This is a genomic window from Pseudomonas sp. KBW05 (genome assembly GCF_003852405.1).
In the GTDB taxonomy this organism is placed as follows: Bacteria; Pseudomonadota; Gammaproteobacteria; order Pseudomonadales; family Pseudomonadaceae; genus Aquipseudomonas.
On the sequence record NZ_QAJM01000036.1, the window covers coordinates 32,188 to 53,061 of the forward strand.

At 62.5% G+C, this 20,874-nt stretch carries 18 protein-coding genes; 11 read left to right on the plus strand and 7 right to left on the minus strand.

Annotated elements, in window-relative coordinates; translation table 11 throughout:
• Positions 1-24: 24 nt before the first annotated feature.
• On the minus strand, positions 25-1,251 hold the full coding sequence (locus tag DBR46_RS26160) for an MFS transporter (protein ID WP_124528709.1): 1,227 nt from the start codon (positions 1,249-1,251) through the stop codon (positions 25-27).
• The gene (locus DBR46_RS26165; RefSeq protein ID WP_124528711.1) at positions 1,248-1,922 is read right to left on the minus strand and encodes an RraA family protein; all 675 of its coding nucleotides are present in this window, start codon (positions 1,920-1,922) and stop codon (positions 1,248-1,250) included. The genes DBR46_RS26160 and DBR46_RS26165 overlap by 4 nt, the downstream gene beginning before the upstream one ends.
• 299 nt (positions 1,923-2,221) lie before the next feature.
• On the opposite strand from DBR46_RS26165, the gene DBR46_RS26170 reads away from it, so the two are divergent.
• The 5 genes from DBR46_RS26170 (at position 2,222) to DBR46_RS26190 (ending at position 9,824) form a co-directional block, all read left to right on the plus strand.
• On the plus strand, positions 2,222-3,190 hold the full coding sequence (locus tag DBR46_RS26170) for a hydroxyacid dehydrogenase (RefSeq protein ID WP_124528713.1): 969 nt from the start codon (positions 2,222-2,224) through the stop codon (positions 3,188-3,190).
• A 65-nt stretch (positions 3,191-3,255) separates the two neighbouring features.
• Positions 3,256-4,593, plus strand: coding sequence for an MFS transporter (locus DBR46_RS26175; protein WP_124528715.1), 1,338 nt, complete (start codon positions 3,256-3,258; stop codon positions 4,591-4,593).
• Between the two features lie 590 nt (positions 4,594-5,183).
• Positions 5,184-5,912, plus strand: coding sequence for an IclR family transcriptional regulator (locus DBR46_RS26180; RefSeq protein WP_124528717.1), 729 nt, complete (start codon positions 5,184-5,186; stop codon positions 5,910-5,912).
• Between the two features lie 180 nt (positions 5,913-6,092).
• On the plus strand, positions 6,093-8,501 hold the full coding sequence (locus DBR46_RS26185; RefSeq protein ID WP_124528719.1) for a glucose/quinate/shikimate family membrane-bound PQQ-dependent dehydrogenase: 2,409 nt from the start codon (positions 6,093-6,095) through the stop codon (positions 8,499-8,501).
• Between the two features lie 57 nt (positions 8,502-8,558).
• Positions 8,559-9,824 carry a carbohydrate porin gene (locus DBR46_RS26190; RefSeq protein WP_124528721.1) on the plus strand — a complete coding sequence of 422 codons (1,266 nt, stop codon included), beginning with the start codon at positions 8,559-8,561 and terminating at the stop codon, positions 9,822-9,824.
• Here DBR46_RS26190 and DBR46_RS26195 read toward each other — a convergent pair.
• Both DBR46_RS26195 and DBR46_RS26200 read right to left on the minus strand, forming a co-directional pair.
• Complete coding sequence (locus DBR46_RS26195; protein ID WP_124528723.1) at positions 9,821-10,519, minus strand: 1-acyl-sn-glycerol-3-phosphate acyltransferase; 699 nt, start codon at positions 10,517-10,519, stop codon at positions 9,821-9,823. The genes DBR46_RS26190 and DBR46_RS26195 overlap by 4 nt on opposite strands.
• 12 nt (positions 10,520-10,531) lie before the next feature.
• Positions 10,532-11,116, minus strand: coding sequence for an acyl-homoserine-lactone synthase (locus tag DBR46_RS26200; protein ID WP_124528725.1), 585 nt, complete (start codon positions 11,114-11,116; stop codon positions 10,532-10,534).
• 175 nt (positions 11,117-11,291) lie between these two features.
• Between DBR46_RS26200 and DBR46_RS26205 the strand changes: the two genes are divergently transcribed.
• Complete coding sequence (locus DBR46_RS26205) at positions 11,292-12,005, plus strand: autoinducer binding domain-containing protein (RefSeq protein ID WP_124528727.1); 714 nt, start codon at positions 11,292-11,294, stop codon at positions 12,003-12,005.
• Here the strand turns inward: DBR46_RS26205 and DBR46_RS26210 are convergent.
• Positions 12,002-13,171 (minus strand): DNA-binding transcriptional regulator, encoded by a 1,170-nt coding sequence (locus DBR46_RS26210; RefSeq protein WP_124528729.1) that lies wholly within the window; start codon positions 13,169-13,171, stop codon positions 12,002-12,004. The genes DBR46_RS26205 and DBR46_RS26210 overlap by 4 nt on opposite strands.
• Positions 13,172-13,310: 139 nt before the next feature.
• On the opposite strand from DBR46_RS26210, the gene xylA reads away from it, so the two are divergent.
• The 4 genes from xylA (at position 13,311) to DBR46_RS26230 (ending at position 18,383) form a co-directional block, all read left to right on the plus strand.
• The gene (gene xylA / locus DBR46_RS26215; RefSeq protein ID WP_124528731.1) at positions 13,311-14,627 is read left to right on the plus strand and encodes a xylose isomerase; all 1,317 of its coding nucleotides are present in this window, start codon (positions 13,311-13,313) and stop codon (positions 14,625-14,627) included.
• A 70-nt stretch (positions 14,628-14,697) separates the two neighbouring features.
• Positions 14,698-15,690, plus strand: a complete 993-nt coding sequence (gene xylF, locus DBR46_RS26220; protein ID WP_124528733.1) for a D-xylose ABC transporter substrate-binding protein — start codon at positions 14,698-14,700, stop codon at positions 15,688-15,690.
• Positions 15,687-17,246: a D-xylose ABC transporter ATP-binding protein gene (gene xylG, locus DBR46_RS26225; protein ID WP_124528735.1), complete on the plus strand. Its 1,560-nt coding sequence runs from the start codon at positions 15,687-15,689 to the stop codon at positions 17,244-17,246. Before xylF ends, xylG begins: the two co-directional genes overlap by 4 nt.
• Positions 17,247-18,383 carry a sugar ABC transporter permease gene (locus tag DBR46_RS26230; protein WP_124528737.1) on the plus strand — a complete coding sequence of 379 codons (1,137 nt, stop codon included), beginning with the start codon at positions 17,247-17,249 and terminating at the stop codon, positions 18,381-18,383. It begins immediately after the preceding gene.
• 5 nt (positions 18,384-18,388) lie between these two features.
• Here the strand turns inward: DBR46_RS26230 and soxR are convergent, their stop codons facing one another.
• A complete protein-coding gene (gene soxR, locus DBR46_RS26235; protein WP_124528739.1) occupies positions 18,389-18,841 on the minus strand; it encodes a redox-sensitive transcriptional activator SoxR in 453 nt (150 codons plus the stop codon).
• Between the two features lie 88 nt (positions 18,842-18,929).
• On the opposite strand from soxR, the gene DBR46_RS26240 reads away from it, so the two are divergent.
• The gene (locus DBR46_RS26240) at positions 18,930-20,345 is read left to right on the plus strand and encodes an MFS transporter (RefSeq protein WP_124528741.1); all 1,416 of its coding nucleotides are present in this window, start codon (positions 18,930-18,932) and stop codon (positions 20,343-20,345) included.
• 186 nt (positions 20,346-20,531) lie between these two features.
• Here DBR46_RS26240 and DBR46_RS26245 read toward each other — a convergent pair whose 3' ends face one another.
• A complete protein-coding gene (locus DBR46_RS26245) occupies positions 20,532-20,864 on the minus strand; it encodes a hypothetical protein (RefSeq protein ID WP_256659397.1) in 333 nt (110 codons plus the stop codon).
• Between the last annotated feature and the right edge of the window lie 10 nt (positions 20,865-20,874).

The following is a 20,874-nucleotide window of genomic DNA, read 5'->3' on the forward strand; positions in this document are numbered from 1 at the left end:
GCGGATCGGGCCGTGGGTCAGCGGTTACTTCGGATCGCGCCCGCGGCCAATCAGCCAACTGAGCAACTGATACATCCCCAACAGACCACCGGCCAGCAACAAGGTCCACTGCACGTTCAGCGCCGCCGCCAACAGCCCGGCCAACAAGCCGCCAATGGCCTCGAAACCAAAGCGCATGGCGATGTAAAAGGCAATCACCCGCCCGCGCAGCGCTTCCGGCGCGGCACTTTGCAGGGTCATGTTGCTGCTGACGTTGCTCACGGTGATGCCGAACCCCAACCCGGCCAACGCCGCCAGGGTGAACGCCAACGGCGGGTTCGCCGCCACCGCACACAGCGACAGGGCGCACACCACCGTGCCCATCACGATGATGCGGCTCAGGCTCGATGAGCTGCCGGCGAACGCCAGGAAGATCGTCGCCACAAACGCCCCCGCCCCCGCCGCGCCCCACAGCCAGCCGAGGGTTTGGGCATCGCCGCTGAAGGCGTGCTTGGCCAGGATCGGCAGCAGCACCGTGTAGCAGGACGCCAACAGGTTGACCATCACCACGCTGATCAACAGGCGGCGGATTGACAGGGTGTTCCACAAATAGCGCAAACCTTCGCGGAAGATCTCCCCGGTAGACCCTTTGGCCCGCACCTGTGCGCGGCTTTGCACCTTGCCCAAGCCGATCAACAGCATGCCGAAGGCGATGGAGGTCAGCAGGAAGCAACCGGCTTCGCCGCTCCAGGTGATCAGCAAGCCGGCCAACGGCGGGCCGATAAAGCGCGCGGCATTGATCAGCATCGCATTGAGCACGAGGGCGTTGGGCAGGTCCTTGGGCTCGTCGACAAAGCTGGCGATCAAGGCTTGGCGCAGGGGTGTTTCCAGGGCATTGAGCAAGCCCAACAGCAGCGCCATGGCGATGATCACGTCGCGGCCCATCCACTGCTGCCAGGTGAGCACCGCGAGGACCAGGGATTGCACGGCCAGCGTGGCCTGCACCGCCATCAGCAGGCGGCGCTTGTCATGGCGGTCGGACCAGGCGCCCGCCAGCGGTCCGACCAGCAACTGCGGCAACAGCGTCAGAAACGCAATCGCCCCCAGCAGCACGGCCGAGCCCGTCAGGTGATAGGCCAGCCACGACAGCGCGACCTGTTGCACCCATTTGCCCAGGGTGGAGAGGCCCTGGCCGACAAAGTAGATCTGGAAATTACGATGGCGCAGCGCGCGGATCGGCGTGGGCCAACCGGTGGTAGACGCAGGATTCAAATAAACTCGCAGCCCTTTTGTATAAGGGATTTAAGGACCCAGGTACGGTCGTTTTCGCCCAGCGCAATCTGTTCCAACTGCTTTTGCTCGGCGGCATGTTTGGCGTAGGCGCGATCATACACTTCAGCGACCTGATCGAACGGCACGCACAGCAAGCCGTCTTCATCCCCGATCACCAAGTCGCCCGGCTCGATCACCATGCCGGCCAGGGCAATCGGTACGTTGACCTCGCCCGGGCCGTCCTTGTAAGGGCCGCGATGGGTGATACCCGCCGCAAACACCGGGAACTCCCCGGCACCGATGCTCGCTGCATCGCGAATCGCGCCGTTGATCACGATGCCGGCCACGCCTTTCTTGATCGCATACGCCACCATCATTTCGCCGATCAGTGCGTTGCTCAGGTCACCCCCGGCATCCACCACGATGACGTCGCCCGGCTGGGCGATATCCAGGGCGTGATGCAGCATCAGGTTGTCCCCTGGGCGCGCCTTGACGGTCAACGCCGGGCCCACCAGGACGCCGGTGCGGTGCATCGGTTTGAGGCTCGCGCCGCCGGCGGTCATGCGGTGCATCGAATCACTGATATTGGCGACGGGCACGCTGCGGTAACGCTCAACCCACTCGGCGGCAACCTTGCGTTGTTGCTTGAGCACTCTGAATCCGATGGACATGGGGTATTCCTCTGCTGATTTTTATGTTGTTTTGAAACGACATTTCAAAATTACCATCATGATTTGCAACCAGCAAGGCTCAAGGCGGATTCAGAATCCAACGACCCGTGCCAAATAAAATTATAAATTTGAATAAACATTAGATTTTATTGGGTTTTTTCACTGATACAGCGTCGATCAAAACAGCCTGGGTGAATTTATTTATTGCAACGCCGTTTCATTATGCTAGTTTTCAACCACTGTTGAGCGCCGCAAACGGCCGCCAACTGCACACAGACAAGAAAACCAAGGTGCGCACAATGACCCGAACCCTCCTGCTGACCGGCCCGGAACTGACCGCCGACGCCATGGCCCACGCCGCTTCCCACGGCGTACGCGTAATCCCCACCACGCCCTACGCACCCGCCGATGAACTCACTGCAATCATTGCCCGCGAACAACCGGACGCGATCATCGTGCGCCAGGGCAAGCTGACCCGGGAGATGATCAACGCCTCGGCCGCGCTGAAAATCATCGCCAAGCACGGCGTGGGCTACGACACCATCGACATTGCCGCCGCCGCCGAGCGCCAGATCCCGGTGACCATCGCCTTGGGCGCCAACGCACAATCGGTGGCCGAGCACGCCCTGGCGCTGATGTTCAGCGTGGCGCGCCAGACCGCCCTGCTCGATGCACGCATGCGTGACGGGCATTGGGACAAAGCCACCTCGGTGGGCATCGAACTGTCCGGCAAGACCCTCGGTCTGGTCGGCCTGGGCGCGATCGGCCAGATCCTGATGGACCTAGTGGCCCCGCTGCGCATGACCATCAAGGTGTTTGACCCGTACCTGGCGGAGTTGCCGAATGTAGAGCGGGTCAACAGCGTGGATGAGCTGCTGGCCAGCTGCGATATCATCAGCCTGCATTGCCCGCTGACCGAGCAGAACCGCAACCTGTTTGGCGCGGCGCAGTTCAAGCGCATGCGCCCGGGCGCAATTTTGATCAACACCGCGCGCGGTGAACTGATCGACACCGAAGCGCTGGTCCACGCCCTGAGCACCGGGCAAATCGCCGGCGCCGGCCTCGACACTTTCAACCCCGAACCACCGCCGGCGGACTCGGCGCTGTGGGGTTTGCCGACACTGGTGGCGACGCCCCACGTCGGCGCCAACACCGCCGAAGCCCGAGACCGCGTGGGCCTGCTGGCGCTGCAACAGATCATCGATTTCTGGGACGGCACCGCGCCGCCGCCGCGTGCGGTGGTCAACCGCCATCTCTACGCACACTGACATCGCCCGCGTTGTAATCGCGGGCCCATAACGCTTCTCCAAAAAAAACAAAATGGGAGAGAGTCATGTCCATCAGTTCTACCGACATCAGCGCCATCGAGCGCTCAACCATGCGCAAGGTGGCGTGGCGACTATTGCCGTTCCTCATCCTTTGCTACCTGCTGGCGATCATCGATCGCGGCAATATCGGCATGGCCTCCTTGCAGATGAACCAGGACCTGGGCCTGACCCCGGCGATCTTCGGCTTTGCCAGCAGCCTGTTTTTTGTCTCCTACTTCCTCGTGGAAGTGCCGAGCAACCTGGCCCTGCAACGCTTTGGCGCGCGGGTGTGGATTGCCCGGATCATGATCACCTGGGGCCTGATCTCCGCCGGCACCGCGTTTGTCACCGGCGCCAACTCGCTGTACGTGATGCGCTTTTTGCTGGGGGCGGCCGAAGCCGGCTTCTTCCCCGGCGTGCTGCTTTACCTCACTTACTGGCTGCCAGCGGCCTACCGTGGGCGCATGGTTGCGATCTTCATGGTGGCGATTCCCGGCGCCAACTTCATCGGCTCGCCACTATCCGGCCTGCTGTTGAGCATGGATGGCTGGTTCGGCATGCGCGGCTGGCACTGGTTGTTCATCATCGAGGGGATTCCCGCCGTACTGCTGGGCATCGCCTGCCTGTTCGTGCTGACTGACCGCCCGGAGCAAGCCAAATGGCTGAGCCACGAGCAACGCCACTGGCTCACCAGCCGCCTCGACGAAGAGCGCAGCCGCAAGACAGCCATCGGGCATATCTCGCTGTGGAAACTGTTACGCCACAAACACATCTGGGTGTTGGCACTGATCTACTCCGGCGCCTCGGCGGCGGGCAGCACCATGAGCGTGTGGGCACCGCAACTGCTCAAGACGTTTGGCCTGAGCAACCTGGAGATCGGCATGGTCAACGCCATTCCTTACGGGCTGGCATCGATCCTGATGATCCTGTGGGGCCGCAGCTCCGACAAGACCGGCGAACGCCGCTGGCACACCGCGACCACCTTGCTGCTGATCACCGCAGGTTTGCTGCTGGCGCTGGTGACGTCCTCGTTGGTGGCGACAGTGTTCATGTTGTCGATGGTGCTGATCGGCGCGTATTCCATGAAAGGGCCGTTCTGGGCGCTAGTATCCACCTGGCTCTCCTCCTCCACTGCTGCTGCCGGTTTGGCTGCTGTAGGGGCGATGGCCAACCTGATTGGTGGCGGGATCATGGTCAACGTGTACGGCACCATTCATCACGCCACCGGCAGTTATGCGCTGGCATTGCTGCCCTTGGCGGCGCTGTGTGCAGCGGGTGCGGTGATGGTGTTGCTGATGGGGCGCAAGCAGATGAAGGAAGCGGGCGAGGCGATGGAACTCAGCAAGCCTGTGAGCGCAAGCTGACCACAGCATGGAGCGGCAGCAATGGATATGTACTCCGACCTGAAAGCTCCAGCGCCAGACACATAGTCATCGCAGGCAAGCCAGCTCCCACCCTGGAGCAGTGTGCAGCCAATAAAAATTCAGTTGCCTGACAGGCCGCCTTCGCGAGCAAGCCCGCTCCCACAGGGGAACGCGTACGCTTCATTGATCAGGTCGGCTGTCAGGCCGCCTCGCTTTGCTTTTGATCTTGATCTTAGGCGCCCCGTTAAACACGCTGGCCGGAATTCGGCATGGATTTGGGGGGCCTAGGCGAGGCACCGAGTGNNTTTGGTTACTTTGGGGCTCTTTTCCAAAGTGACCCGCCGTAAGGGCGGAACCATAGGTGGCCGTTACCCAAATAATGGATATGTACACAAAAAGACCGCCATCGCAGGCAAGCCAGCTCCCACCCTGGAGCGGTGTGCAGTCAATAAAAACTGGTCGCCTGACAGGCCGCCTTCGCGAGCAAGCCCGCTCCCACAATGGGATCGCGCAATAACCGAGAACTCCCAAGATTGCCCCCACCCGCCAATACCAGTATTTTGCAGCCTACCCCCAACAAGGAGCACCCCATGGTAAAAACCCGCCCACGCCCCGCAGTCACCGGGGTGGCTTCGGCCGATCGGGTGCTCACCGTGCTCACCGCCTTCAAGATGGGCGACACCGCCCTGGAACTGGCCGAGTTGGCCGCACGCACCGGGCTGGTCAAAAGCACCATCATGCGCCTGATGGTATCCCTGGAAGACCACGGCCTGATCACCCGCCTGGCGGACGGCCGCTATCAACTGGCCACCGAAATCATGCGCCTGAACACCGTCTACCAGGATGGCCTCGACCTTGAACGCCACATCACCCCGCTACTGCACCGCCTGACCCAGGAAACCGGCGAAACCGCCTCCTTCTACGTACGCCACGGCGCCTATCGCATGTGCCTGTACCGCGTAAACTCGCCCCACCACCTGCGCCTGCACCTGCAACCGGGCGACACCCGCCCCATGGACGGCGCCGCCGGGGCCGAAGCGCTGCGCACGCCGTATTCGCTGGCCGCGAAGATGATCAAGCCGATCTTCTCCCACGGCGCCACCGACCCCCACGCCGCGTCCATGGCCCTGCCGATCTTCGGCCCCGGCGAAAACCTCATCGGCGCCCTGGTGCTGTCCGGCCCCGCCAGCCGCCTGACCGCCGAGCAAGCGCAGACCCTGCACCCGCTGTTCCAGCAAGCCGCCGTCGAGCTGACCCGCAGCCTGGGTGGCGATGCCCTCGCCGATGACGCCGCCCCACACGGCAAAAAATCCGTCTAGAGTCTTTAGCAGACGCGTGCAGCAGGTGGGTGCGATGCACATCGCACCCTGGGCGACATTTGGCCACACCGCATCATCGCAGCAACTGTAATAGTCTATTGCAGGACCCCAATGTACTAACTAGTTACTTATCTTGCTAAAATCGCGTCTTTGCCCTCTCACCTTCGAGCATTTATCGATATGAAACGAGCATCGCGCGCCGCTGGCGTCCCTAGATTTATCCTGCTGGGCCTGGGCGTGATCATCGCCCTGCTCGGCGTGGCGCTGGCCGTTGGCGGCGTCAAACTGGCCAGCCTCGGTGGCTCGCTGTACTTCCTGATCGGCGGCGTGGCCATGGCCCTTTCCGGCCTGCTGATCGCCTGCCGCAAGCCGGCCGGTGCGTGGTTGTTCGCCGCCTTCCTGGTCGGCACGGCCATTTGGGCGGTGGCGGATGTCGGCCTGGTGTTCTGGCCGCTGTTCTCGCGGGTGTTCATGTTCGCGGCGATCGGCATGGTGGTGGCACTGGTCTACCCGTGGCTGGTCGGCCGCCCGGCACGCGCCGCCTATGGCGTGGCCGGCGTGCTGGCCGTCGGCGTGGTGGTAGCGGCGGGCAACATGTTTGTCGCCCACCCAAGCGTCGCACCCACCGGTGCCGGCCCTGGCATCACCCCGGTGAACCCGGCCGATGCGCAGAAAGACTGGGCGCACTACGGCAACACCGAAGGTGGCAGCCGCTTCGCCGCGCTGGACCAGATCAACCGCGACACCGTGAACAAGCTGAAAGTGGCGTGGACCTACCACACCGGTGACGTCGCCATCAGCGACGGCAACGGCGCCGAAGACCAGCTGACGCCCCTGCAGATCGGCAACAAGGTGTTCATCTGCACCCCGCACAACAACCTGATCGCCCTCGACGCCGACACCGGCAAAGAGCTGTGGAAGAACGAAGTCAACGCCAAGTCGGCAGTGTGGCAGCGTTGCCGGGGCATGGCCTACTTCGACGCCACCGCGCCGATTGCCCAGCCAAGCCAGCCAAACAGCTCGCCGATCATTGCCGCCAGCGTCCCTGCCCGTGCGCAATGCCAGCGTCGCTTGTTGACCAACACCATTGATGCGCGCCTGATCGCCGTAGACGCCGACACCGGCAAGTTCTGCGAAGACTTCGGCACCCACGGCCAGGTGGATTTGAAAGCTGGCCTGGGTAACGTCCCGGACAGCTACTACCAGTTGTCCTCCGCCCCGCTGATCGCCGGCACCACCGTTGTCGTTGGCGGGCGTGTTGCCGACAACGTCCAGACCGACATGCCCGGCGGCGTGATCCGTGGCTTCGACGTGATCACCGGGCACATGCGCTGGGCCTTCGACCCGGGCAACCCGGAAGACAAAAACGCCCCGGCCGACGGCAGCACCTATGTGCGCAGCACGCCGAACAGCTGGGCGCCGATGTCCTACGATCCGCTGATGAACACCCTGTTCCTGCCGATGGGCAGCTCGTCCACCGACATCTACGGGGTTGAGCGCACACAGTTGAACCACAAATACGGCGCTTCCGTGCTGGCGCTGGACGCCTCCACCGGCGCGGAAAAGTGGGTGTACCAGACCGTCCACAATGACCTCTGGGACTTCGACCTGCCGATGCAGCCAAGCCTGATCGACTTCACCGCGCCGGGCACCGACAAAGCCGTGCCTGCGGTGGTGATCGGCACCAAGGCCGGGCAGATCTACGTGCTCGACCGCGCCACCGGCAAGCCGCTGACCGACGTGCAGGAAGTACCGGTCAAGGCCGCCAATATCCCTAACGAGCCGTACTCCCCAACCCAGCCGAAATCCCTCGGCATGCCGCAGATCGGTGCGCAAACCCTGACCGAATCGGACATGTGGGGCGCCACGCCGTACGATCAGTTGCTGTGCCGCATCGACTTCAAGGGCATGCGCTACGACGGCCTGTACACCGCGCCGGGCACCGATAAATCCCTGAGCTTCCCGGGTTCCCTGGGCGGCATGAACTGGGGCAGCATTTCCACCGACCCGGTGCATGGCTTTATCTTCGTCAACGACATGCGCCTGGGCCTGTGGATCCAGATGGTGCCGTCGCAGAACAAGGCGCAGTCCTCGTCAGGTGGCGAAGCGCTGAACACCGGCATGGGCGCCGTGCCGCTCAAGGGCACGCCGTATGCGGTGAACAAAAACCGCTTCCTCTCGGTGGCCGGCATTCCGTGCCAGGCGCCACCGTTCGGCACCCTGACCGCCATCGACATGAAGACGCAGAAAGTCGCCTGGCAAGTGCCGGTGGGCACCGTTGAAGACACCGGCCCACTGGGGATCCGCATGCACCTGCCGATCAAGATCGGCCTGCCGACCCTCGGCGGCACACTGTCCACCCAGGGCGGCCTGATCTTTATCGCCGGCACTCAGGACTTCTACCTGCGCGCCTTCAACAGCGCCAATGGTGATGAAATCTGGAAAGCCCGCCTGCCCGTGGGCAGCCAGGGTGGGCCGATGACCTACGTGTCGCCGAAGACCGGCAAGCAGTATGTAGTCATCACCGCTGGCGGCGCACGCCAGTCCACTGACCGTGGCGACTACGTGATCGCCTACGCCCTGCCATAACCCCTTGATCAAGCGCGGTGCCCCCCCGCACCGCGCTTTCTGTCTGGAAGAACCCGCATGACCCCCACTTCTCACATCCCCTTCGGGCGCCTGTTGCTGGGCGTTGCCCTGAGCGCCGCCCTGCCCGTGCAAGCCGATGACAGCACCCTGACCGGCGACTGGGGCGGCCTGCGCCGCGAACTGGCAGACACCGGTATCCGCTTCACCGGCGACTACAGCGGCGAGACCGCCTACAACGCCCACGGCGGCCAGCACCGCTCGGCGCGCTACTCGCAGAACCTCAAGCTTGGCGTGCAGTTCGACCTCGGCAAGTTGTATGGCTTCAACAATGGCGACCGCATCCAGCTCACCATCAACGACCGTCGCGGCAACAGCGCTTCCGAAGACCTGGTGGGCAACCGCCTGCCGATCCAGGAAAACTACGGCGGCCTGTACACCCGTCTCACCGAGCTGAGCTACGAGCGCACCCTGTTCACCCCGGCGCTGAACGTCAAGCTGGGTTACATGGCCATGGGCAACGACCTCGGCGGCCTCGACAGCGGCATCCTGTGCAACTTCATGAACGCCGGTTTCTGCGGCCACCCACTGAACATGTCCGGTGGCAGCGGCTGGACCAACTACCCGAATGCGCGCCTCGGTGCACGGGTCAAATACGACTTCTCGCCGAGCTGGCAATTACGCGTGGCGGCGTTCAACGTCGACCCGGAAAGCAACGGCAATTCCAGCCGTGCCTGGCATTTGACCCCCAAGCACACCACCGGCACCGTGGTGCCCATCGAGTTGGTGTACAAACAGGCGGGCCGCCTGCCGGGTGAATACAAGCTGGGCTATTACTACGACAGCTCCGATGTGAAACGCATCGGCAGCAACCAGGACGTCAGCGGGCGCAGCGGGCATTACCTGCTGATCGACCAAGCCGTATGGGCTTCGGATTCATCCGCGGGCCGCGTGCTGCACGCCTTCGGCCAATACTCGGCGGCCAGCACCGCCGCCGCGCCGTTCACCAAGTGGTATGGCGCGGGCGTGGTGCTGTACAAACCGTTCGAAGGCCGCCCGCGTGACACCGTCGCCCTCGGTTACGGCCGTGCGGTGCCGAACCCGCGCAGCCGCGATGTGCAGGAACTGGCGGCGTTCAATGCCGGCAACGAATACCCCAACCTGAACAACGCCGAGCAGTTGATCGAACTGAGCTACGGCTACCAGGCCACGCCCTGGCTGACCTTGCGCCCGGATGTGCAATACATCATCGAGCCGGGGGCGTTTTCCGGTGACGATATCGACAACGCGCTGGTGCTGGGCTTGCAGGTCAAGGCGACGTTCTAGACCACCGGCAGCGCGTTGTTGATAATCTCGCGTGCGTAGTTCGCCAGTTGCTTGGCGTTCATCGCCGCGACCTCATCCGCCTCGATGGGCGGATGGGCGATGATGCTGACATCAGTCCTGCGCCATGCGTTGTAAGCGATATGGTTGACCGCTGGGCTGATCGTCACCGGGACGATCCCCACCCCCATCTCCTTGGCCAGCCGAAAGGCGCCGCTCTTGAACGCGAGCATCTTTTCACCATGGGTGCGCGTGCCTTCCGGGAAGATCCACAACGATGTGTTGTCGGCCACCACCCGCCTGGCGAGCTTGCGCAAACCCTCGATAGACGCCCTTGGGCTACTTCGATCGATGAACAGGCTGCCGGTCAACCAGTACAACTGCCCTACCAGCGGCAACCATTTGAGTGATCGCTTGGCGACAATCACCGTACCGGGGTTGAGCGCTTGCGCCACGATCAGCACGTCATGGTTGCATTGGTGGTTGGCCACATAAATATAGGGCTGGGTCGTGGGCACACGGTCAAAGCCGTGCACATCGACACGCACCGCGCAGATGCGATTGATCAGCGCGTAGACTCGACAGGCCACGTACAGGTTTCGGTTCTTCGAGGGGTTGATCAACATGTAGAGGCATAAAAACGGAAAGCTCAACACGATCAACAGCAGTACCAACAAGCCTCTGGCCAACGCAATCATAAATAACCCGCTTCAGGCCGCCAGGCACAAGGCGCGGGTGGTGGTGTCGTCGATGTCGATCCAGAAGGGCACGATGCGTTGGTTGTCGATGAGGTGCGGCGCCGAGATACGGCGCGTTGTGACGCCCATCCGCTTGAGCAGGCGCTCGTTGCCCACCGCGCTGAACGCAATCAGGCGAAAGGCGCCCTTGGAGCGCGCCACATCAATCACTTCGCGAACCAGCTTCACCGTGTTCTGCCACGATTGCTCGGCGCTCAACACCTGCCCCTTGGGCTGGCTGATGGCGAACCGTGACAACTCCCAAATATCCGCAGAGAACGGCGGTGGGCTTTCCCCCATCAGGTGCGGAAACACTTCGCCCAGCAGATACGGGCCATTGGTGGGCAGCAACCGGGCGCAGCCGAAAATCTCGCGATCACGGTCGCAGGCCAGTACATAGACGGTATCCGGGCGATCAAACGCATCCAGCTCAAGCCCCTCTTCGCACGGCAAAGGCCAGCCCAGGGTTTTGACAAAGACCTCATACCGATACTTTGCCAAGGCACTTGCCATGCCCGGCAATAGTTCACCGCCTGTCCCCGTTACTGCCGTAAGCATGCCAACGACCCAGCCAATATAATCAGCCGAGTACAGCAAACCGTCGAGGGAGTGAGTAGCTGCCCGAATGGGCAGGTGGACTAAATCCAGACGCTATGCGTCCGCCGCCCGGAACAGCCTGTATAATTCGGCTCCGCCCTGCAATGACGGGCGTTGAGCACGGAAGGTATCCCTGGTGAATGACTGGCGCGAAACGTTAGTCGAGGCAGTTTCGGGCTGCACGACCGAACATGAACTGTTCAATAAAATTAAGACAATAACGTCCCGCTTGGGCTTCGAATTCTGCTCTTACGGATTAAGAATTCCGTTGCCGTTAAATGCACCCCACTTTGTGTTGCTGTCGAACTATCCGACCTCCTGGGAAAACAAATACGTCAGCGAGAACTATTTTTCCCAAGACCCAACCGTCGAGCATGGCCTGACACGCTCCATCCCCCTGCATTGGTCTGCCGCGCAACAGCACAAACAACTGGCCTTCTGGGAGGAAGCCCGGCACTACCAACTGGACCACGGCTGGTGCCTGTCTTCACAACGGGGGCCTAACGCGATTGGTCTGCTCTCGGTGTCTCGCTCCAGTGAGTACATTTCTGCACTGGAACTGGAAAGCGTCGAAAACAAGTTGATCTGGCTGACGCAGTTGGCGCACGAGTCCATGACAGGCTTTTTCTCTGACAAGTACCTGCCTGAAACCAGTCAGCCCCTGACCCTGCGCGAAAAAGAAACCTTGCGCTGGACCGCACTGGGCAAGACCTACTTCGAGATCGGCATGATCCTGACCATCGACATCCGCACGGTGAAGTTTCATCTGGTCAACGCCATGCGCAAACTGCAGGCCAGCAACAAGGCCGAAGCAGCCGTCAAAGCGGCCCTGCTGGGGCTACTTTTTTAACCCTGGCGATACTCCCTTGGCGTACAACCAAACTCCCGCCGAAACACCGTGTGCAGGTACTGCGCCGACTTGAAGCCGCAGTCCGCCGCGATGTCCGCAATCGCCAGCGCGCGGTTCTCCAGGCCTTTGGCGGCTGCGGCGAGCTTGAAGCGCAGGATCTCGTCATGCACGCTGCAACCGCGCACCTGGCGAAAGTGCGACTCCAGGGACGAGCGCGAGATGCCCACGTACGCCGCCACCTGGGCGGTCTTGATGCCCTGGCAGGCGTACTGGCGGATAAACAACAACGCCTGCATCACATAGGGATCGCCCAAGGGTTGATGCAGGCTGGAGGCTTGCACGTTGATCGCGTCCGGCGGCACCAGGATCTGCTCCCCCGCGCACGGCTTGCCGTGCAGCATCTGGTGCAGCAGCGCGGCGGCGGTGCGGCCCATGGTCTCGGTGCCCTGGATCACCGAACTCAGCGGCACCCGTGTGAGGGTGCGGGTCAGCGGGTCGTTGTCGATGCCGATCAACGCCACCTCTTCCGGCACCGCAATGCCGGCGGTGAGGCAGGCTTGCAGCAACTGCCGGGCGCGGGCGTCGGTGACGGCGATGATGCCGATGGGTTTGGGCAGGCTTTGCAGCCAGGCGATCTGTTGCTCGACGGCGCTGTCCCACAGTGGCGCGCTGGTGCCAAGGCCGCGATAGACCTCGACGTGCAAGCCATCGCGTTGCAGCAGGCGGCGAAAGGCTTTCTCGCGCTCCTGGGCCCAGCGGTTGGCCTGGGCTTCGGGCAGGCTGAAACAGGCAAAGCGCGTAAGCCCCGCTTCGATCAAGTGCTCGTAGGCCAGCTTCATCAAGGCATGGTTATCGGTGGCCACATAGGGAATGCCCTGCGGATAGGCCCGCGCATCCGCGTAGGAACCGCCCACCGCCACCACCGGCACCTTGATCCCGGCCAACGCCTCGCCGATCAGCGGGTCATCGAAGTCGGCAATGATGCCGTCGCCCTGCCAGCGCTCGATGCCTTTGAGGCGGCACAGGAAGTCCTCTTCGAGGAACAAGTCCCAGGACGCGCGGGTGCTGCTCAGGTAATTGCCGATGCCGGCGATGATGCCGCGGTCGTAGATCTTGCTGCCGTTGAACAGCAAGGCAATGCGGTGTACGGGCGGTAGGGTTTTCATTGTTTTTATCCTGGGGCCGGTCGCCACAGACTAGCCCCCGCCACGCAAAATCGCACCACCCGCTGGTGATTTTCATAATCGCCAGGCCCAACGCCGTTGCTAGTATCGAGACACCGCCAAGAACAATAAGGAAAACGCCATGCCGTACTTCCCCGGTGTCGAGAAGGTCCGCTTCGAAGGCCCCAGCAGCGACAGTCCCCTCGCCTTTCGCCATTACGACGCAAACAAGCTGATCCTCGGCAAACCCATGCGCGAACACCTGCGCATGGCCGCCTGTTATTGGCACACCTTTGTCTGGCCAGGGGCGGACATGTTTGGTGTCGGCACCTTCCAGCGCCCGTGGCAGCGCAGCGGCGACCCGATGGAACTGGCCATCGGCAAGGCCGAGGCGGCGTTTGAGTTCTTCGCCAAGCTGGGCATCGACTACTACAGCTTCCACGACACCGATGTCGCCCCCGAAGGCAGTTCCTTGAAGGAGTACCGCAACCACTTCGCGCAGATGGTCGATCACCTCGAACGCCATCAGGAGCAGACCGGCATCCAGCTGCTGTGGGGCACCGCCAATTGCTTCAGCAACCCGCGCTTTGCCGCCGGCGCCGCCAGCAACCCAGACCCGGAAGTGTTCGCCGTCGCCGCCGCTCAGGTGTACAGCGCGATGAATGCGACGCTGCGGCTCAAGGGCGCCAACTATGTGCTGTGGGGCGGTCGCGAAGGCTACGAAACCCTGCTCAACACCGACCTCAAGCGTGAGCGCGAACAGCTCGGGCGCTTTATGCGCATGGTGGTGGAACACAAGCACAAGATCGGCTTCAAGGGTGACCTGCTGATCGAACCCAAGCCCCAGGAGCCGACCAAGCACCAATACGATTACGACAGCGCCACGGTGTTCGGCTTCCTGCATGAGTACGGGCTGGAGCAGGAGATCAAGGTGAATATCGAGGCCAACCATGCGACGTTGGCCGGGCATAGTTTTCACCACGAGATCGCCACGGCGGTGTCCCTGGGGATCTTCGGCAGTATCGACGCCAACCGGGGCGACCCGCAGAACGGCTGGGACACGGATCAGTTCCCCAACAGCGTCGAAGAGATGACCCTGGCCACCTATGAAATCCTCAAGGCTGGCGGGTTCAAGAATGGCGGCTATAACTTTGACTCCAAGGTGCGCCGCCAGAGCCTGGATGAAGTGGACCTGTTCCACGGGCATGTGGCGGCCATGGATGTCCTGGCGCTGGCCCTGGAACGCGCGGCGGCGATGGTGCAGAACGATCGTTTGCAGCAGTTCAAGGACCAGCGGTATGCCGGTTGGCAGCAGCCATTGGGCCAGGCCGTGTTGGCCGGTGAGTTCAGCCTGGAGTCGCTGGCCCTGCATGCGTTTGCCCATGAGCTCAATCCCCAAGCCGTAAGCGGCAGGCAGGAGATGCTCGAAGGGATAGTGAACCGGTTTATCTACCGGTAGAGGGCGCCACAAAAAGCCAGCTCTTTGTTTGTTTTGAGTCTTCCAACAACAATAAAAGGACGCACAAACCATGAAACGCACACTGATCGCCACTGCCCTGGCCCTGTTCGCCCTGCCGGTGATGGCTGACCCGGCGCACCCGAAGATCGGCTTTTCCATCGATGATCTGCGCCTGGAACGCTGGTCCCGCGACCGCGATTACTTCGTCGCCGCCGCCGAAAAACTCAACGCCAAGGTCTTCGTGCAATCGGCCGATGCCAACGAGCAAAAGCAGATCTCGCAGATCGAAAACCTCATCTCCCGTGGCGTCGATGTGATCGTCATCGTGCCGTTCAACGCCACCGTGTTGACCAACGCCGTCGCCGAAGCGAAGAAGGCCGGGATCAAGGTGGTGTCCTATGACCGCCTGATCCTCAACGCCGACATCGACGCCTATATCTCCTTCGATAACGAAAAAGTCGGCGAGATGCAGGCCAGCGGCGTGTTGCAAGCGGCGCCAAAGGGCAATTACTTCCTGCTCGGCGGCGCGCCCACCGACAACAACGCCAAGGTGCTGCGCGAAGGCCAGATGAAAGTGCTGCAACCGGCCATCGACAAGGGCGATATCAAGGTGGTGGGCCAGCAATGGGTCAAGGAATGGAACCCCACCGAAGCCCTGAGCATCGTGGAGAACGCCCTGACCCGTAACGACAACAAGATCGACGCCATCGTCGCCTCCAACGACGCCACCGCTGGCGGCGCGATTCAGGCCCTGGCCGCGCAGCAACTGGCGGGCAAGGTGCCGATCTCTGGCCAGGACGCCGACCTCGCCGCGATCAAGCGCGTGATCGACGGCACCCAGACCATGACCGTCTACAAGCCGCTCAAGCTGATCGCCAGCGAAGCGGCCAAGCTCTCGGTGCAACTGGCGCGCAGTGAGAAACCGGCCTACAGCTCGCAGTACGACAACGGCAGCAAGAAAGTCGACACCATCCTGCTCACCCCCACCCCACTGACCAAGGCCAATATCGACCTGCTGGAAAAGGACGGCTTCTACACCAAAGAGCAGATCGCCGGGCAATGACCGCCATGGCCGACTACCTGCTGCAAATGAACGGCATCGTCAAAACCTTTGGCGGTGTCAACGCCCTCAACGGCATCGACCTCAAGGTGCGGCCGGGGGAATGCATCGGCCTGTGCGGCGAGAACGGCGCCGGCAAATCCACCTTGATGAAGGTGCTGTCGGCGGTGTATCCCCACGGCACCTGGGACGGTGAAATCCTCTGGGACGGGCAACCGCTCAGAGCCCAATCCATCAGCGAAACCGAGGCGGCAGGCATTGTGATCATCCACCAGGAACTGACCCTGGTGCCCGACCTCTCGGTGGCGGAAAACATCTTCATGGGCCACGAGCTGACCTTGCCGGGTGGACGCATGAACTACCCGGCAATGTTCCACCGCGCCGAAGCCTTGATGCGTGAACTCAAGGTGCCGGACATCAACGTCGCGCTGCCGGTGTCGCAGTACGGCGGCGGTTACCAGCAACTGGTGGAAATCGCCAAGGCCCTCAACAAGCAGGCGCGCCTGTTGATCCTCGACGAGCCCTCCTCGGCCCTGACCCGCTCGGAAATCGAGGTGCTGCTGGACATCATCCGCAGCCTCAAGGCCAAGGGCGTAGCTTGCGTGTACATCTCCCACAAGCTCGATGAAGTGGCGGCGGTGTGCGACACCATCGCGGTGATCCGCGACGGCAAGCACATCGCGACCACGGCCATGGCCGACATGGACATTGCGCAGATCATCACGCAGATGGTCGGCCGCGAGATGAGCAACCTCTACCCCACCGAGCCCCACGCCATCGGCGAGGTGATTTTCGAGGCGCGCAACGTCACCTGTTATGACGTGGACAACCCCAAGCGCAAGCGCGTCGACGACATTTCCTTTGCCCTCAAGCGCGGGGAAATCCTCGGCATCGCCGGGCTGGTGGGCGCCGGGCGCACGGAACTGGTGTCGGCGTTGTTCGGCGCCTACCCCGGCCGCTACAGCGCCGAGGTGTGGCTGGACGGCGCGGTGATCGACACGCGCACGCCACTCAAGGCGATCCGCGCCGGGCTGTGCATGGTCCCCGAAGACCGCAAGCGCCAAGGCATCATCCCCGACTTTGGCGTGGGCCAGAACATCACCCTGGCGGTGCTCGACACCTACGCCCACCTGACGCGCATCGATGCCGAAGCCGAACTGGGCAGCATCGACCAGCAGATCGCGCGCATGCACCTGAAGACTTCCAGCCCGTTCCTGCCGATCACCAGCCTGTCCGGTGGCAACCAGCAAAAGGCCGTGCTGGCGAAAATGCTGATGGCCAAGCCGCGGGTGCTGATCCTCGATGAGCCCACGCGCGGCGTGGACGTGGGCGCCAAGTATGAGATCTACAAGCTGATGGGCGCGCTGGCGGCCGCAGGCGTGGCGATCATCATGGTCTCGTCGGAGCTGGCCGAGGTGCTGGGGGTGTCGGACCGTGTGCTGGTGATCGGCGAAGGCCAGCTGCGCGGCGACTTCATCAACGACGGGCTCACCCAGGAACAGGTGCTTGCCGCCGCGCTCAGCCATAACAACAATAATAATGATCGGAAGACCGCGTAGATGAATCAGGTCAAACAACTGTTCAGCCGCTACAAAATGCTCGCCCTGGTGATTGCCGTGGCGGTGATCTGGGTGTTTTTCAGTTGGCAGACCGAAGGCGGGTTCCTCACGCCGCGCAACCTGTCCAACCTGCTGCGGCAGATGTCGATCACCGGGATTCTGGCGTGCGGCATGGTGCTGGTGATTATCAGCGGCGAGATCGACTTGTCGGTGGGCTCATTGCTCGGGTTACTCGGCGGCTTGGCGGCGATCCTGGATGTGGTGTATCACGTGCCGTTGTTGGCCAACCTGAGCCTGGTGGCGTTGTGTGGGCTGATGATCGGCTTGGCCAATGGGTATATGACGGCCTATCTGCGCATCCCGTCGTTTATCGTCGGTTTGGGCGGGATGCTGGCGTTTCGCGGGATTCTGCTGGGGATTACCGGGGGCACGACCATTGCGCCGGTGTCGCCGTCGCTGGTGTATGTGGGCCAGGGTTATTTGCCGCATTCGGTGGGCATTGGGCTGGGCGTCTTGTTGTTTGCGCTGACGCTCTTTTTGACCTGGAAACAACGACGCAATCGCGCATTGCACGGTCTGGCAGCGCACTCGCTGGCGCGGGATCTGCTGCGCGTGGCGGTGATCGGCGCCGTGCTCGCCGGGTTCGTCACCACCCTCAACAGCTACGACGGCATTCCCGTACCGGTGCTGTTGCTGCTCGTGCTGCTCGGCGTATTCAGCTACGTCACCAGCCAGACCGTGTTTGGCCGCCGCGTGTATGCGGTGGGCAGCAATATGGAAGCCACGCGGCTGTCGGGTATCAACGTGCAGGCGGTGAAGTTGTGGATCTTCGGCATCATGGGGGTGATGTGCGCGCTGGCGGGGCTGGTCAACACGGCGCGCCTGGCGGCGGGTTCGCCGTCTGCGGGGAACATGGGCGAACTGGATGCCATCGCCGCGTGTTTTATCGGCGGCACCTCCATGCGCGGCGGCTCGGGCACGGTGTACGGCGCGTTGCTGGGGGCGTTGGTGATTACCAGCCTGGACAATGGCATGTCGATGCTGGATGTGGACAGCTACTGGCAGATGATCGTCAAGGGCAGCATTCTGGTGTTGGCGGTGTGGGTGGATGTGAGTACGCGCACCGGCAGACGCTGAGGGTTTTATTGCCCCAATAATACCGCCCCGTCTCCCTCCTGCCCCAACCGATCCCCCGGATTGCGCAGCGGGCAGTCGGCCAGGGACAGGCACCCGCAGCCGATGCACCCGTCGAGCTGGTCGCGCAGTTGCGTGAGGCTGTTGATTCGCTCATTCAACATGTCTCGCCAACGCGTCGAGAGCTGCGTCCAGTCCTTGGCCGTCAGCGGTCGCCCCGATGGCAGTTCCTCCAGTGCCGCCTTGATGGTTGCCAATGGAATCCCCGCGCGCTGCGCCACCTTGATCACCGCAATGCGGCGCAGCACGTCACGGTGGTAGCGCCGCTGATTGCCTGGGCTGCGTTGGCCGTGGATCAAACCCTTGGCTTCGTAAAAATGCACCGTGGCCACGGTCACTCCGCTACGCCGCGCCACTTCGCCGACCCCGAGAGGGATGTGCACATCGATTTTCGCTGCCATGGGCGCCTTGACCTCATCTATACATGAGGTCTTATAAACAGTGTCGGCTTGTCCTGGCAAGCCTTCATTCCTTTGACATGGAGTCTCCATGAACACAGCGCAAACCTCTCCCTCCAACTGGGCCGCCTTGCTGTCCGGTGCAAACGGCGTACGCTCACTGGCCCTGGCAGGTGGCGTGGTGCTGCATGCGATCAACGTCTACATCGCCACGACGATTCTGCCGTCCGTGGTCGAGGACATCGGCGGCATCGACTATTACGCCTGGAACACCACGCTGTTTGTCGCCGCCTCGATCCTCGGCTCGGCGTTGTCTGCGCGCTTGCTTGGCCGCGTGGGGCCGCGTGGGGCTTACCTCGTCGCCAGCCTGGTATTCGCCGGCGGCGCGTTGGCCTGCGCGTTTGCGCCCTCCATGCCGGTGATGCTGGTCGGACGGCTGGTGCAGGGCCTGGGCGGTGGGTTCTTGTTCGCACTGTCCTACGCGATGATTCGGCTGGTGTTCGATGAACACTTGTGGCCACGGGCGATGGCGCTGGTCTCCGGGATGTGGGGTGTCGCAACGCTGGTCGGGCCAGCGGTGGGCGGCGTGTTTGCCGAACTGGGCCTCTGGCGGGCGGCGTTCTGGTCCTTGATCCCAGTGGCCGGGTTGTTCGCCGTACTCGCCGCCGCAGTACTGCCTGGGCGCAGCACAGACCGCGTTGAGCCCACACCGTTGCCGATCACGCAGTTGTGGTGGCTGACGGCGGCGGTGCTTTCGGTGTCGGCCGGCAGTGTCTCTGCCACCCTACCCCTGAACCTGCTGGGGCTCGCAGCGGCCGCCCTGTTCACTGGGCTGCTGATCAGCACGGAAAGCCGCGCCCGCCATCGACTGTTGCCCGCTGGCGCCTTTCGGCTGACCACTGCGCTTGGCGCGCTGTACGCCACCATGGCGTTGTTGGCGGTCGCGGTCACCAGTGGCGAAATCTTTGTACCGCTGTTCCTTCAAGTCCTGCACCACCAGTCACCACTGCTGGCCGGTTATCTCGCCGCACTGATGGCGGCCGGCTGGACGCTGGGGTCAATCGCCAGCGCAGGCATCACCGGCGCGAATGTTCGCCGGGCGATCCTCGCCGGACCGATCCTGGGTGTGGTGGGCATGCTGGCGCTGGCGCTGCTCATGCCTTGCGAAAGCCCTGGCGATGCGCAGACGCTTGTGCCGATCTGCGTGGCCCTTGTCCTGATCGGCCTGGGGGTGGGCCTGGCATGGCCGCACTTGTTGACCCGGGTATTCCAAGTGGCACCCGCCGGCGAACAGGACCTGGCCTCGGCGTCCATTACCACCGTGCAACTGTTCGCCACCGCGTTTGGTGCGGCACTGGCGGGCATGGTCGCGAACATCGCGGGGCTCACTGACCCCGGTGGGGTCGAAGGCACGGCAAGCGCTGCGGTGTGGTTGTTCGGGGTGTTTGCGCTGGCGCCGGTGGTGGGTGTGCTGATTGCCAGGCGGGTCGTAAGACTGATCGGTTAGCGGTTGACCTGGGCTTCGAAGACGCCCTGCTCGACACTGCCTGAAACTCGGTTAAAAAATGTGGGAGCGGGCTTGCTCGCGAATGCGGTGTATCAGTGGATATAGAGGTGACTGACAGACCGCATTCGCGAGCAAGCCCGCTCCCACATTCTGATCGCGTACAGGCTTTGGTTATTTGGGGAACGATCAAAAAACATAACAACTGCTACGGTCTTCATTCTCATAGCGCCACGACTGGATAATGCCCTCACCCGAGACGAGCACGGAGTATCGACAGTCGCGGATCCAGGTCACGAAGTAGCGCTGGCTGTCGCCCTCCTTCACCACCTGGTCATAGACCTTGTTCTTGTTGACCGGGGACCAATAGGAGTCGCCACAGCCGCGGCTGCAATCGTCATAGAGGTGGGCATCGAAGCGCGTGCCGACGAACGCATTCATACCGCTCGTCCATACCGAGTAGGACGGCGCACAGCCGACCAGCAACGAGCCCAGCAAAGCGATACCCATGATTGCTTTCAACGCATTCTCC

Excerpts from the sequence above, each read along its gene's own strand:
- DBR46_RS26165 (WP_124528711.1), bottom strand. The coding sequence starts at position 1,922 with ATGTCCATCGGATTCAGAGTGCTCAAGCAACAACGCAAGGTTGCCGCC.
- DBR46_RS26170 (WP_124528713.1), top strand. The coding sequence starts at position 2,222 with ATGACCCGAACCCTCCTGCTGACCGGCCCGGAACTGACCGCCGACGCC.
- DBR46_RS26175 (WP_124528715.1), top strand. The coding sequence starts at position 3,256 with ATGTCCATCAGTTCTACCGACATCAGCGCCATCGAGCGCTCAACCATG.
- DBR46_RS26180 (WP_124528717.1), top strand. The coding sequence starts at position 5,184 with ATGGTAAAAACCCGCCCACGCCCCGCAGTCACCGGGGTGGCTTCGGCC.
- DBR46_RS26185 (WP_124528719.1), top strand. The coding sequence starts at position 6,093 with ATGAAACGAGCATCGCGCGCCGCTGGCGTCCCTAGATTTATCCTGCTG.
- DBR46_RS26190 (WP_124528721.1), top strand. The coding sequence starts at position 8,559 with ATGACCCCCACTTCTCACATCCCCTTCGGGCGCCTGTTGCTGGGCGTT.
- DBR46_RS26195 (WP_124528723.1), bottom strand. The coding sequence starts at position 10,519 with ATGATTGCGTTGGCCAGAGGCTTGTTGGTACTGCTGTTGATCGTGTTG.
- DBR46_RS26200 (WP_124528725.1), bottom strand. The coding sequence starts at position 11,116 with ATGCTTACGGCAGTAACGGGGACAGGCGGTGAACTATTGCCGGGCATG.
- DBR46_RS26210 (WP_124528729.1), bottom strand. The coding sequence starts at position 13,171 with ATGAAAACCCTACCGCCCGTACACCGCATTGCCTTGCTGTTCAACGGC.
- xylA (WP_124528731.1), top strand. The coding sequence starts at position 13,311 with ATGCCGTACTTCCCCGGTGTCGAGAAGGTCCGCTTCGAAGGCCCCAGC.
- xylF (WP_124528733.1), top strand. The coding sequence starts at position 14,698 with ATGAAACGCACACTGATCGCCACTGCCCTGGCCCTGTTCGCCCTGCCG.
- xylG (WP_124528735.1), top strand. The coding sequence starts at position 15,687 with ATGACCGCCATGGCCGACTACCTGCTGCAAATGAACGGCATCGTCAAA.
- DBR46_RS26230 (WP_124528737.1), top strand. The coding sequence starts at position 17,247 with ATGAATCAGGTCAAACAACTGTTCAGCCGCTACAAAATGCTCGCCCTG.
- soxR (WP_124528739.1), bottom strand. The coding sequence starts at position 18,841 with ATGGCAGCGAAAATCGATGTGCACATCCCTCTCGGGGTCGGCGAAGTG.
- DBR46_RS26240 (WP_124528741.1), top strand. The coding sequence starts at position 18,930 with ATGAACACAGCGCAAACCTCTCCCTCCAACTGGGCCGCCTTGCTGTCC.